At 74.8% G+C, this 12,705-nt stretch carries 9 protein-coding genes and 1 pseudogene; 7 read left to right on the top strand and 3 right to left on the bottom strand.

Going from position 1 to position 12,705, the window contains the following annotated elements:
• Nucleotides 1-54: 54 nt before the first annotated feature.
• Nucleotides 55-210 carry a hypothetical protein gene (locus VM636_RS02005; protein ID WP_234312782.1) on the bottom strand — a complete coding sequence of 52 codons (156 nt, stop codon included), beginning with the start codon at nucleotides 208-210 and terminating at the stop codon, nucleotides 55-57.
• Nucleotides 211-348: 138 nt separating this feature from the next.
• On the opposite strand from VM636_RS02005, the pseudogene VM636_RS02000 reads away from it, so the two are divergent.
• The 3 genes and pseudogenes from VM636_RS02000 to VM636_RS01990 form a co-directional block, all read left to right on the top strand.
• Nucleotides 349-588, top strand: a pseudogene (locus tag VM636_RS02000) (VOC family protein); the annotation flags it as partial.
• A 698-nt stretch (nucleotides 589-1,286) separates the two neighbouring features.
• Nucleotides 1,287-1,706, top strand: a complete 420-nt coding sequence (panD, locus tag VM636_RS01995) for an aspartate 1-decarboxylase (protein WP_030422622.1) — start codon at nucleotides 1,287-1,289, stop codon at nucleotides 1,704-1,706.
• Nucleotides 1,707-1,752: 46 nt separating this feature from the next.
• On the top strand, nucleotides 1,753-2,097 hold the full coding sequence (locus tag VM636_RS01990) for a GNAT family N-acetyltransferase (protein ID WP_338483026.1): 345 nt from the start codon (nucleotides 1,753-1,755) through the stop codon (nucleotides 2,095-2,097).
• 805 nt (nucleotides 2,098-2,902) lie between these two features.
• Here VM636_RS01990 and gndA read toward each other — a convergent pair.
• Complete coding sequence (gene gndA, locus VM636_RS01985; RefSeq protein WP_030422875.1) at nucleotides 2,903-4,342, bottom strand: NADP-dependent phosphogluconate dehydrogenase; 1,440 nt, start codon at nucleotides 4,340-4,342, stop codon at nucleotides 2,903-2,905.
• A 284-nt stretch (nucleotides 4,343-4,626) separates the two neighbouring features.
• On the opposite strand from gndA, the gene VM636_RS01980 reads away from it, so the two are divergent.
• Nucleotides 4,627-5,904, top strand: coding sequence for a transglycosylase family protein (locus VM636_RS01980; RefSeq protein WP_030422876.1), 1,278 nt, complete (start codon nucleotides 4,627-4,629; stop codon nucleotides 5,902-5,904).
• On the opposite strand, the gene VM636_RS01975 is transcribed toward VM636_RS01980, so the two are convergent.
• Nucleotides 5,894-7,006: a DMT family transporter gene (locus VM636_RS01975; RefSeq protein ID WP_338483024.1), complete on the bottom strand. Its 1,113-nt coding sequence runs from the start codon at nucleotides 7,004-7,006 to the stop codon at nucleotides 5,894-5,896. The genes VM636_RS01980 and VM636_RS01975 overlap by 11 nt on opposite strands.
• A gap of 227 nt (nucleotides 7,007-7,233) precedes the next feature.
• Here VM636_RS01975 and VM636_RS01970 point away from each other — a divergent pair, with 227 nt between their 5' ends.
• The 3 genes from VM636_RS01970 to VM636_RS01960 all read left to right on the top strand — a co-directional run bounded on the left by VM636_RS01970 (nucleotide 7,234) and on the right by VM636_RS01960 (nucleotide 12,670).
• Nucleotides 7,234-8,037: a (2Fe-2S)-binding protein gene (locus VM636_RS01970; RefSeq protein ID WP_053912828.1), complete on the top strand. Its 804-nt coding sequence runs from the start codon at nucleotides 7,234-7,236 to the stop codon at nucleotides 8,035-8,037.
• A 380-nt stretch (nucleotides 8,038-8,417) separates the two neighbouring features.
• Nucleotides 8,418-11,027 (top strand): PA14 domain-containing protein, encoded by a 2,610-nt coding sequence (locus VM636_RS01965; protein WP_338483023.1) that lies wholly within the window; start codon nucleotides 8,418-8,420, stop codon nucleotides 11,025-11,027.
• A 302-nt stretch (nucleotides 11,028-11,329) separates the two neighbouring features.
• Nucleotides 11,330-12,670 carry a wax ester/triacylglycerol synthase family O-acyltransferase gene (locus tag VM636_RS01960; RefSeq protein WP_030422880.1) on the top strand — a complete coding sequence of 447 codons (1,341 nt, stop codon included), beginning with the start codon at nucleotides 11,330-11,332 and terminating at the stop codon, nucleotides 12,668-12,670.
• The last annotated feature ends 35 nt before the right edge of the window (nucleotides 12,671-12,705 follow it).

The following is a 12,705-nucleotide window of genomic DNA, read 5'->3' as shown; positions in this document are numbered from 1 at the left end:
CCGCACCGGGCTCGCGCATCCGCCAGCCTGCCGGACGCCGGCCCGCGACATCGGTCAGGCAGCCCTCGGGCCGGGCTGGAACACGACCTTCGAGTAGCCGTCCTCCCGCTTGTCGAGACGCCGGTAGGCGTCCGGAGCGTCCTCCAGGGGCAGCCGCTTGGAGACGACGACGCTCGGTGTGGCGCGGCCGGCGATGATGAGGTCGCGCAACTGCCGGTTGTGTCTGATGTGGGCGTGACATGTGAAGACGCCGCCTACAGGAGGAGCGTGGACCGTAAGTGCAGGTCAGGTGCCGTTAGGTGCTCGGTAGCCAGGACTAGGACCAGCGCCCGATGGCACACGGCCGGCTGGCATCTGGAACTCGTTCACGATCCTGCTGCTCCCTTGGAGCCGCGGCCAACCCCCGAAGACCTGCTGGTCATCTACCTCGGCGAACCAGTGCCCGACTCCCTGGTGGAACAGCTCGAACGGCACGGCGGGAAGCGTGTGCCGGCTCATAACTCGTATGGGGACACCTGGGGTGTGACTCTCCAGGACCCTGACGGCTATCTGCTGGTGCTGTCCACCCGCGCCTGGTCCAACTCGTAGACATGGCACACGTGCTGGTCGCAACCACTCGTTGGTGGCCGTGACCAGGAGGTCGCCGCGTAACGGACCGCGAGTTCGTCATACCGCGTGGCCACGGCGCGGTGTCTTGTGAAGCGTTTGACGCCGCACTCGACCGCGTGGCCGGCCTTGCAGTCCTCGGGATCGAACCTCGGCGGACGACCGCCGTGCTCGGGCATGTCCCGCCGCGGGGTGCCGGTCCGGATCCGGAACCGTATGCCGTCGATCAGATGCCGCCGGGGACCATCTCGGCGGCCGGCCCGGCTTCTTGCCCCTCGGCAATAACGGTTCGCGCACCGCTCATTGCTCGTCCGCCAGGTCTCCACGCGCGACGAGTCGAGGTGATCCCGTGATCAAGATCCGCGTTCGAAACACGCCCAGGAGCGTGGGTCGGTAACAGGGAACTGGTGGGCAGCCAGTCGTCCGGCGACGCGGCAGCGGCAGGAACTGGTGCGGGCCGAAGGCCCGAAACCCTGGGTCGTCGCCGCGGTGGGGTCCGCGAGAGTGGGCGAAGCACTTCTCCAGCCACCTGACGGGGCCTCTGGAAAGTCGGCAAGTGGTCAGCGTGAGTCCTGAAAAACCTGGGGACGGCTGCCCGGACATGCGACTCGTTGTAGGGTGTCGAAAAGCCTTTGACCTGCAAGAACGCAGGCAGGGAGCCTCTGACCGGGAGTACGTCGATGCTGCGCACCATGTTCAAGTCCAAGATCCATCGGGCCACTGTCACCCAGGCCGACCTGCACTACGTGGGGTCCGTGACGATCGACGCGGCCCTGCTGGACGCCGCCGATCTGCTGCCCGGGGAGCTGGTGCACATCGTGGACATCACCAACGGTGCCCGGCTGGAGACGTACGTCATCGAGGGCGAGCGCGGCTCCGGGGTCGTCGGGATCAACGGGGCCGCCGCCCACCTCGTGCACCCCGGCGACCTCGTGATCATCATCAGCTACGCCCAGGTCGACGACGCCGAGGCGAGGGAGATGCGCCCGCGTGTGGTGCACGTGGACGGCGAGAACCGTATCGTCGCCCTGGGTGCCGACCCCTCCGAGCCCGTACCCGGCTCGGATCAGGAGCGGAGCCCCCGGGCCGTGACGGCCTGACCTCGTTTTCCCCGGCCCTGTGGGCCCTCGGACCAGGAGCGTGGCCGTGAGCGACATCGAGATCCGCGACGACCGGGCGGCGGGCCGCCTGGCGGCGTTCGGCGACGGCGAGGTCGTCGGCCGTATCGAGTACTTCGTGCTGGAGGCGCCGGGACGGGCCCTCGTCCCCGTCCACACCGTGGTCGAGCCCTCCCACGAGGGCAAGGGCATCGCCGGTTCCCTGGCCCGCGAGCTGTACGCCCTCGCCGGGCGGGAGGGTGTCGCCGTGGCGCCGCTCTGCCCGTATGTCGTCAAGTGGGCCGAACGCCATCCGGACGAGGCGCCCGCAGCGGACCCCGAGCTGTTGAGGGCCGCGAACGACTGGTTGCGCGCGCATCCCGACCGGTTTTGACCGACCTCGGGTGGCGTGAAGGGGGCGGGGCCGCCCCGGCTCCTTTCACCTGGCTCCGTTCCGCGCCGTCCCGTGAGTGGCCTCGCGGCGCACGGGTAGGCGGGGGACAAGTCCAGAGCCGATGTCGACCGACTGGCCGGAGGACAGCGCCATGACGAACCCGTTCCCGGACCCCGTCCATCCGGACCCCACCCCTCCGGGACCCACCCCCGGGCCCGCTCCCGCACCGGAGCCGACCTCCCCGCCCCCCGAACCCGGCGGCCCCGAGCCCACGCCCCCGCCCCAGCCGCCGGGCCCCGGACCGCAGCCGACGCCCCCGCCGCCCGGCCCCGGGCCGGGCCCCACTCCGCCGCCCCCGGGTCCGCCCGGCCCGCCGGGGCCCGGCCCCCAGCCGCCACCCGGCCCGCCCGAGCCGTCCCCCTCGCCGATTCCGCCGGGCCCCGAGCCCGTGCCCAGCCCCGAACCGGGGCCCCCGCTCACCTGAGAGGGAAGGCGGGGCGGCGACCGACGCACGACGCGGGGACGGCGACCGACGCACGACGCGGGGGCGACGACCGGCGCACGACGCGGGGCAGTGACCGGCGGAGGACGCGAGGGCGGTGACCGGCCGCACCGGGCCGGTCACCGCCCCCGTCGGCCGGACCTCGGCAGATCAGATCACCGGCGGCCGTCCGGTCCCGGTTCCTCAGACCACCGGTCACCGACTCCCCGGTCACCGATTCCCCGGTCACCGATTCCCGGTCACCGCCTTCCGCCCCCCGGCCCCCGGCCTCGGCCGACCGCCCCGGCCGGCCCCGCGTTCCCGTTACGCCTGGACCTCCGACCGGTCGCCGCCCCACAGCGTGTGGAACGCGCCGTCCCGGTCGGTGCGCCGGTAGGTGTGCGCACCGAAGTAGTCCCGCTGCCCCTGCGTCAGCGCGGCCGGCAGCCGCTCGGCGCGCAGCGCGTCGTAGTAGGCGAGGGCCGCCGCGAAGCCCGGGGTCGGCACGCCCTGCCGGGTCGCGGCGACCAGGACCTCGCGCCAGTCGTCCTGCGCCTCGGCGATCTCCCGCGCGAACGTCTCGTCCGACAGCAGGCTCGGCAGGTCCGGCCGGGCGTCGTACGCGGCGCGGATGCGGTCCAGGAAGGCCGCGCGGATGATGCAGCCGCCCCGCCAGATCGCGGAGACCGCGCCCAGGTCGATGTCCCAGCCGTACTCCTCGCCGCCCGCCGCGATCTCGTGGAAGCCCTGCGTGTACGAGACGATCTTCGAGGCGTACAGGGCCTGCTCCACCCGGTCGGCGAAGGCGGCGGCCTCCTCCTCGCCCAGGGCCTCGGCCTTCGGGCCGGCCAGCCCGCGCGAGGCGTCCCGCAGCGCCGCGTGCCCGGACAGTGACCGGGCGAAGACGGCCTCGGCGATGCCGGAGACCGGAACGCCCAGGTCGAGCGCGATCTGCACGGTCCAGCGGCCGGTGCCCTTCTGCTCGGCCTGGTCGACCACGACGTCCACGAACGGCTTGCCCGTGGCCGCGTCCACGTGCGCCAGCACCTCGGCCGTGATCTCGATCAGGTACGAGTCCAGGCGGCCGGTGTTCCAGGTGCGGAAGATCTCGGCGATCCGCGCGGGGGAGTACCCGGCGACGTCGCGCAGCAACTGGTACGCCTCGCCGATGAGCTGCATGTCGGCGTACTCGATGCCGTTGTGCACCATCTTCACGAAGTGGCCGGCGCCGTCCGGGCCCACGTGGGTCACGCAGGGCGCGCCGTCCGCCGCCTTCGCGGAGATCTTCTCCAGCATCGGGCCGAGCGAGGAGTACGACTCCGGCGAGCCGCCCGGCATGACGCTCGGTCCGTGCAGCGCGCCCTCCTCGCCGCCGGAGATGCCGGTGCCGACGAAGTGGATGCCGCGCTCGCGCAGCTCCCGCTCCCGGCGCCGGGTGTCCGCGAAGTGGGCGTTGCCGCCGTCGATGATCATGTCGCCGGGCTCCAGCAGCGGCGCGAACTCCTGGATCACGGCGTCCGTCGGGTCACCCGCCTTCACCATGACGACCAGGCGCCGCGGGCGCTCCAGCGCCGCCACGAACTCCTTGGCGGTCTCGGCGGCGACGAAGTCGCCCTCGCCGCCGAACTCCTCCACCAGCGCGTGCGTACGTGCCGCGGTGCGGTTGTGCACGGCGACGGTGTAGCCGTTGCGGGCGAAGTTGCGGGCGAGGTTGCGGCCCATGACCGCGAGACCCGTCACGCCGATCTGCGCTGTGCTGCTCATTGCTGTTGGCTCCTAGTGACCTTGGTGTCTGTGGTGCCGGTCGTGCCCGCCAGTATGGCCGCTGGACCAGCCTGACGTGCCGGTACGCCCGTCGCACCCGCCGGCCGGGCCCTCTCCGGTACGCGTGGAGGAGCGCCGGCGCTCAGTGCGCGAGGGAGCCGGGCGGACAAGCGGCGTCCGCTTTCCGCCACGTGTCGTGACCAACCGGCCGATTGCGCTCTTGTGGTGGCCGGTTCACAGCCCGTACTTTTGCGGCTCCCGACGCGTTGTCTAGGGGGACCTCCATGGCCGCACGCGGCCGGCACCGCCGGTACCAGCCGAACAGGATCAACCGAGCCTCGCTGACCGTCACCGCGAGCGGCGCCGGCATGGCGCTCCCGTTCATCGGCGGCGGTACGGCCCTGGCGGCCGACGCGGGCACGTGGGACAAGGTCGCCGCCTGCGAGGCGAGCGGCGACTGGGACGTCAACACCGGCAACGGCTACTACGGCGGCCTCCAGTTCACGCAGTCGACCTGGGCCGCGTTCGGGGGCACCGCGTACGCGCCGCGCGCCGACCTGGCCACCAAGGACCAGCAGATCGCGGTCGCCGAGAAGGTGCTCGACGGGCAGGGCCCCGGGGCCTGGCCGGTGTGCTCGACGCGCGCCGGACTGACCCGCGGCGGCGGCACTCCCGACATCCGTCCGGCGGGGAGGCCGGGGGCCGCGGTCCCGGCGCAGCAGAAGAGCACCGCGCAGGCCGCGCCCGACCGCGCCGCCGCCGGGACCTCGCGCACCCTCGCCGACGTACGGCCGCAGACCCCGCCCCAGTCCCGGGCCGGCACCGCGCGCATGTACACCGTCGTCACCGGGGACACGCTCTCCGGCATCGCCGACGCCGAGCGGGTCACGGGCGGCTGGCAGCGTCTCTACGAGGCCAACCGGGCCGCCGTCGGCGACGACCCCGACCTCATCCTGCCCGGCCAGCGCCTCTCGCTGCGCGGCGGGAAGGCCGCCCCCTCCACCGGCGCCAAGACCCCGGGCGCGGGGGAGAAGCGCGGGGAGACCCCGCGGCAGCCCCGTGAGCGGGAACAGCCGGAGAAGAGCGGGCGGGGCGAGGAGAAGCAGCAGCCGAAGACCTCGCGGAACGCCCCCTCGTCCGGCAGCCGTCAGTCCACGCGGGCCCTCGTCGCCCCCGTCGACGCGCCCACGGGCACCTCCTACCGCAGTTCCGGCTCCTCCTGGTCGAAGGGCTACCACACCGGCGTCGACTTCCCCGTGCCCACCGGGACCTCGGTCAAGTCGGTCGCCGCGGGCCGCGTGGTGAGCGCGGGCTGGGGCGACTCCTTCGGCTACCAGGTGGTGGTCCGGCACGCCGACGGCCGTTACTCGCAGTACGCCCACCTGTCGGCGATCTCCGTGAAGGAGGGCCAGTCGGTGGGGTCCGGGCAGCGCATCGGCCGCTCCGGGTCCACCGGCAACAGCACGGGACCGCACCTGCACTTCGAGGTGCGGACCGGGCCCGGCTTCGGCTCCGACGTCGACCCGGTGGCGTACCTGCGCGCCGGCGGGGTCAGGATCTGATACGGACCCGGTGCCGGTCGAGGACGGGCCCCGGTACGGAGGGCGAACCAGGGTACGGACCGCGGTCGGGGCCGGACGCGTCGCCGCCCGGAGCGAGGGCCGGGGCCCCCTGGGGCCGGCCGGCGCGCGGTGTGCTCCCGCCCCGCGCGGGCGGTTCCCCGGCGGACGGGGCGAGGGCGGCCGGCCTCCCGGGTGACGGGACCGGGTCCCCGCCGGGCGCGGGCACGGACCCCCGGGACTCCGCGCCCCCGGGCGACGGCTCCGCACGCGCCCCGGACCCGTGGGTGATCCGCTCCGTCGTCAGCAGGATCAGGCCGCCCGCCGCGACCACCCCGGAGCCAAGAGCGAGGGCGGTGCCGGTGGTGCCGTAGCGGAAGGTCTCGCCGAAGAGGGTGAGGCCGACGACCGCCGCCACCACCGGGTTGACGACCGTCAGCGTGGCCAGCGGCGCGGCGAGGCCGGCGCCCCGGTAGGACGCCTGGGACAGCAGCAGCCCGGTCGTGGCGAACACGCCGATCGCGGCGAGCGAGAGCAGTTCCGTCATCCCGCCGCTCCAGTCGGCCGCCGCCGTCTTGGTGAAGACCGAGGCCATGCCGAACGCGATGCCGGAGCCCGTCGCCAGCAGCACACTGCGCACCGCCGGATGCCGGTGGGCGGCCCGCCCGGCGACCGTCAGGGCGATCAGCGCGCCCGCCGTGACCAGGGCCGGCAGGGTCCGTTCCGGCACGGCCGGTGTGCGTGCCGGGGCGGTGCCGACCAGGGCGAGCAGCCCCGCCAGACCCGCCGTCGCCATGAGCGCGCCCCGCCAGGCGGTGCCGCCGGCGCGGCGGCCCACGAAGAGGGCGGCCATCGGCAGGGCGAAGACGATGGTGAGCGCCCCGAGCGGCTGCACGAGGCTCAGCGGGCCGTAGGCGAGCGCCACGACGTGCAGCAGGGCGCCGAGACCGTTCAGGCCGACCGCCGCCCACCAGGCGGGGCGGCGCAGCGGGGCGTACCGGACGCCGGGAGAGGACGCCGCGACCCGCTCCTGCACGATCGCCCCGCCCGCGTAGGCGACGGCGGAGACGAGTGACAGGACGACGGAGAACGCGAGGGCGCTCATCGGCAGCTCCTCTGCGGGGGACGGGGGCCGGGGCCCCGGCACGGCGAACGGTCCTCTCTGATGGGGAACACGATGCCGTCCCGGGATCTTCCCGTCGTCCTCCCGGAGCACTCATCGCCTCGTCCTGCCGGGGGAGTACGACGGCAGCCCCGTCCGCCCGCGGATGTGCGACCGGAGTCGTACGGCCCCCGGCCGGCGTGCGCGCCGGCGCCTGATAGGACTGCTCCGTGGACCTGGACCCCGGCCTCACCGCGCCCCGCGCCCTCGGCGGCTTCTTCGCCCTGCACACCGACGTGCCACCCCGGCCCCTGCCCACCCTGGCCCGCGCCTACGCGGCAGGTACGGAGGGTGCCGCCGACGGGGCGCCCCGGGACGCCGGGCCGACCGCGGACGGGGAGCGGGGCGCCGACGGGGGGCCACGTGTCGCGGGGGAGCCGGGAGTCGCCGGAGACCCCCTCGCCTTCCGGGTGCGCAGGGTCGCCGGCGCCCTGCGGACCGCCGAGCCCCGCGTCGCCGCGTCCGTCGCCCACCAGGGCCTCGCGGCCCGGCTCTGGTCGGTGGCGCTGGGCTGCGCCGTCCTCGACGGCCGCGTCCCCGACCTGGACCCCGGGCGGCTGCGCTGGGACCCGGCCGGCAGCGCGCCCGACGACCTGTGGCTCACCGGGGTACGGACCCGGCCCGCCGACGCCCTCGCGGCGACGGTGATCGACGCCCACCTGGCGCCGCTCGCCACGCTGCTGCACGCCCGGTACCGGGTCGCCACCGGGCTGCTGTGGGGCAACGCCGCCTCCGCGCTGGCCGGCGCCGGGCGGGAACTGGACCGCTGGGCCCGCCGCCACGGCCGTACGGACGCCGCCGCCCGCGCCCGCGGCCTGACCGCCGCCCTGCTCGCGCACCCGGCGCTGGCCGGTACCGGCACCCTCACGGGCACCGCCTTCCGGCGCCGGAGCTGCTGCCTGTACTACCGCGCGCCGGGCGCGGGCGTATGCGGCGACTGCTGTTTCCCGGCCCCGCCGGGCCCCCGCCCCTGACCGGCCGCACCAGCCCCCGGCTCCCAGCCCCAGGCGGCCCGATCCCCGACCGCCCCGCCCCGCCGGGCACCGAGCCGCCGCGCCCGCCCACGGCCCGCCGCACCGACCCGACCAGGCCCCCGCCCCGCGCGTGCCCCCGCGCTGCTCCATCCAGCCCCCGGCTCCCTCCGGACCCGGCTCCCCCCACCCCCGCCTTCACACCACCCGTCGGCCCTTCACATTCGCGTCCCCCCACCGGGCCCGCGCCACCCCCGCCCCCGGGCTGTTGTCATGTCCCTGGACCCCGAGGGGAATCCGTGCTGTCATGCCAACTGCCGTTGATGACAACGTTGTTCCGACCTGAGCACGAGCCGCCACCCGTCCTCTGGAGGAGAGGGTCAGTGCGCATCAAACGACTCAGAGACCGCCTGGCGTTACTGCTCGCCGCAGCGCTCGGCATCGCGGGGATCTCCGCCGCGCCGGGCGCCCGAGCGGCCGGTGACGCCGTGGAGATCCACGGTCTGAAGGGCGAGTACTACACCCATTCGGCCCCGGGCGCCTTCGACTTCCACGAGCTGAAGGCCACCGGGTTCGACCCGCAGATCGACTTCGCCACCCTGGAGCCGCGACTGAAGTTCGCCACCGGACAGTCCGACGACGTCAGCGTCCGCTGGACGGGCAAGCTCGTGCCGGAGAAGACCGGCGCCCACACCTTCTCGATCACCGGTGACAACGGCTTCCGCCTCTGGGTCGGCGGCCGGCTCGTCATCGACCACTGGGTCGACGACTGGGACCGCGAGCAGACCGGCGAGCCCGTCGTCCTCACCGCCGGACAGCCCTACGACGTCACGCTGGAGTACTTCGAGCACTACGGGGGCTCCCACCTGCACCTGCGCTGGACCCCGCCCGGCGGCACCAAGCAGCCCGTGCCGCAGTCGGCCTTCCGCCTGCCCGACGGCTTCGACTACGACGGGGCGGTGGCGGCCACCGTCCTCGGCACCGGCCGCACCCTCAAGCTCGACTTCGCCCGCCCCCTGGCCGCGGCCCCGGCCGGACTCGCCGACCACCTCGAAGCGGTGATCGGCGGCGCGGCCTGGCCGCTCGGCGAGGCGCAGGTCGACCCCGCCGACCCCACCGCCCTCCTCGTCGCCCTCGACGAGCCCGTCGTCGGCAACAAGGCGGGCGACGCACCCGGCACCGCCGACATCCGCTACGACGGGCAGGGCGGCCTCACCGGGACCGACGGCAACGTTGTCAAGGCGTTCTGGAGCAGCGGCGCGAACCGCTCCACCCACGAGCTGAGCACCCGCTGGGCGGACGAGGTGGGTCCGGACAACGCGCTGCCGGAGTACCCGCGCCCGCAGCTCACCCGGGACGCCTGGCGCAACCTCAACGGCGAGTGGCAGTTCGCCGCCGCCACCGCCGGCGAGCGGCCCCCGGTCGGCAGGAACCTCGCCGAGCGCATTCTCGTCCCGTACCCGGTGGAATCGCGGCTCTCGGGTGTCCAGCGGCACGAGGACCGCATGTGGTACCGCCGCACGTTCACCGTGCCCGCCGACTGGCGGATCGGCTCCGACCGCCGGCTGCGGCTCAACTTCGGCGCGGTCGACTGGCGGGCGGAGGTGTACGTCAACGGCACCAAGGTGACCGAGCACCAGGGCGGCTACGACAAGTTCAGCGCCGACGTCACCGACGCGCTGAAGCCCGGCCGCACCCAGGAGCTGATCGTCGGCGTCTACGACCCGACCGATGCGGCAAGCGGTGAGAACCCGCCCCTGGGCAAGCAGCGCCTGGACCCGAGCGGCATCTGGTACACGCCCAGCTCCGGCATCTGGCAGACGGTCTGGATGGAGCCGGTCGTCCGCGACCACGTCGACTCCCTGAAGCTCGTCCCGGACGCCGCCGCGGGCACGCTGACGGTGGAGCCGAGGGGCGTGCGCTCCGGCGTGCCGGTCACGGCGACGGCGTACGCGGGCAAGCGCGCCGTGGCCACCGTGACCGGACGCACCGGCAAGCCGCTCACCCTCGAGATCCGTGACCCGCGCCTGTGGTCGCCCGACGACCCCTTCCTGTACGACCTGAGGGTGACCGTCGGCTCCGACCGCGTCGGCAGCTACTTCGGGATGCGCTCGGTCTCCGTCGAGCGGGTGAACGGCGTCCCGCGCATCCTGCTCAACGGGGAGCCGGTCTTCCTGATGGCCACCCTCGACCAGGGCTTCTGGCCCGAGGGGCTGCACACCGCGCCCACCGACGAGGCGCTGGCGTACGACCTGCGGCTGCACAAGCGGCTCGGATTCAACTCGGTGCGCAAGCACATCAAGGTCGAACCCGACCGCTGGTTCGCCTGGGCCGACCGGCTCGGCCTGCTCGTCTGGCAGGACATGCCGTCGATGACGGCGGGCGTCGACCCCGGCGCCGCCGCGCGGGCCGAGTACGAGCGGGAGCTGAAGGAGATGATCGACGAGCACGTCAGCAGCCCGTCGATCGTCATGTGGGTCACCTTCAACGAGGGCTGGGGCCAGTACGACGTCGGCCGGATCGCCTCCCTGGCCAAGAGCTGGGACCCGACCCGCCTGGTCAACAACCAGTCGGGGCTGAACCTCGGGGCCGACGGCGGCACCGGCGACATCATGGACGAGCACGGCTATCCGAGCCCGGCCCTGCCACCGCACCCGGACGGGCGGCGCGCCCTGGTCAGCGGCGAGTACGGCGGCCTCGGCCTCGCGGTGCCCGGCCACGCCTGGCCGGTGCAGCAGTCCTACGTCGACGTCGACCCGGCCGCCTACACCGACGACTACGTGGCCAAGCTCGACGAGACGCACGCGCTGGTCTGCGAGGGAGCCAACGGCGCCGTCTACACGCAGATCACCGACGTGGAAGGCGAGCTGAACGGACTGACGACCTACGACCGCGCGGTCCTCAAACCGGACGTCGCCCGGATGAAGGCCGCCCACGAGGCGTTGATCCGCGACGCCTCCCGGGCCGTCCCGGCGGGCTGCCCGGCCGCCTGAACGGGGCCCCGGGGCGGTGCCGGCGACCATCACCGGCCGCCGCCCCGGGGCCACGGCCGCGGGCCCGCCGCACGGCCGGCCCGCAGCCGTCCGGGTGAGGCCCTCCCGGACGGCCACGGCCCGGCCCGGCCACCCCGCGCCCAGGTCACCACAGGCGCCCCATGCGTCCTGCCCGCCCCGTCCCTCTCCCCGGGGCGCGATATCCGCCTGATGTTAACTGTGCGTAACGTGATCGTACTTGACCGTAATCGGCCGGGAGGGATTGACTGCCGCTACATCCGTCACCCTTGCGAGGCCCGCCCGTGACATCCGACCTGCTCACCCCCCTCGACCTGGCCTTCTGGAACATCGAGTCCCCCGAGCACCCCATGCACCTCGGCGCGCTCGGCGTCTTCCCGGCCGGGTCGCCCGCCGCGGCGGCCCGCGCGGCGGACCTGCTCACGGCGCGCGCGCCCGGCGTGTCCGGGCTGCGGATGCGCATCCGCGACGCGTGGCGGCCGCCCCTCGCGGTGCGCCGCCCCTTCTCCTTCGGCGGCGCCGGCCGCGAACCCGACCCCGCCTTCGACCCGCTCCACCACGTCCGGCTGCACGCCCCCGCCGAGGACTTCCACGCCCGCGCGGGCCGCCTCCTGGAACGCCCGCTGGACCGCGCCCGGCCCCCGTGGGAGGCACACGTGCTCCCCGGCGCGGACGGTGCCTCCTTCGCGGTCCTCTTCAAGTTCCACCACGCCCTGGCCGACGGACTGCGGGCGCTGACCCTCGCGGCCGGCGTCCTGGACCCGCTCGACATGCCCCCGCCGCGCCCCCGCCCCGACCCGCCCGTACGCGCCCGCGTCCCCGGCCTGCGGCGCCTGCCGGACCTGCTGCGCGGCGCCCTGACCGACGCCGGCCGCGCCCTGGACATCGGGGCCGCCGCCGCCCTGTCCACCCTCGACGTGCGCTCCTCGCCCGCCTTCACCGCCCGCTCCTCCGGCACCCGCCGCACCGCCGGGGCCGTCCTCGACCTCGACGACGTGCACCTGGTCCGCAAGACGGCCGGCGGCACCGTCAACGACGTGCTGATCGCCGTCGTCGCCGGCGGGCTGCGCCGCTGGCTCGACGAGCGCGGCGACGGCAGCGAGGGCGTCGCCCCGCGCGCCCTGATCCCCGTCTCGACCCGGCGCCCGCGCACCGCCCAGCCGCCCGGCAACCGGCTCTCCGGCTACCTGACCCGGCTCCCCGTCGGCGACCCCGACCCGCTCTCCCGCCTCGCCGCGGTCCGCTCGGCCATGGACCGCAACAAGGACGCCGGACCCGGCCGGGGCGCCGGCGCCGTCGCCCTGCTCGCCGACCACGTGCCCGCCCTCGGCCACCGGCTCGGCGGGCCCCTGGTCGGCCAGGCGGCCCGGCTCTGGTTCGACGTCCTCGTCACCAGCGTGCCCCTGCCCAGTCTCGGCCTGCGGCTCGGCGGCCACCCCCTCACCGAGGTCTACCCGCTGGCCCCGCTCGCCCCCGGCCACGCCCTCGCGGTCGCGGTCTCCACCTACCGGGGACGGGTCCACTACGGTCTGGTCGCCGACGCCCGCGCCGTGCCGGACCTCGACCGGCTCGCCCGCGCCCTCACCGAGGAGGCCGAGACCTTGCTCACGGCCTGCGCTCCCTGACCCCCGCGGGTTTGGCCCCGGGCCCGGCGCTCCGT

Source organism: Streptomyces sp. SCSIO 75703 (assembly GCF_036607905.1).
In the GTDB taxonomy this organism is placed as follows: Bacteria; Actinomycetota; Actinomycetes; order Streptomycetales; family Streptomycetaceae; genus Streptomyces.
The sequence above is the reverse complement of the archived record's forward strand: the minus strand, read 5'-3'. Positions and strand labels throughout refer to the sequence as shown.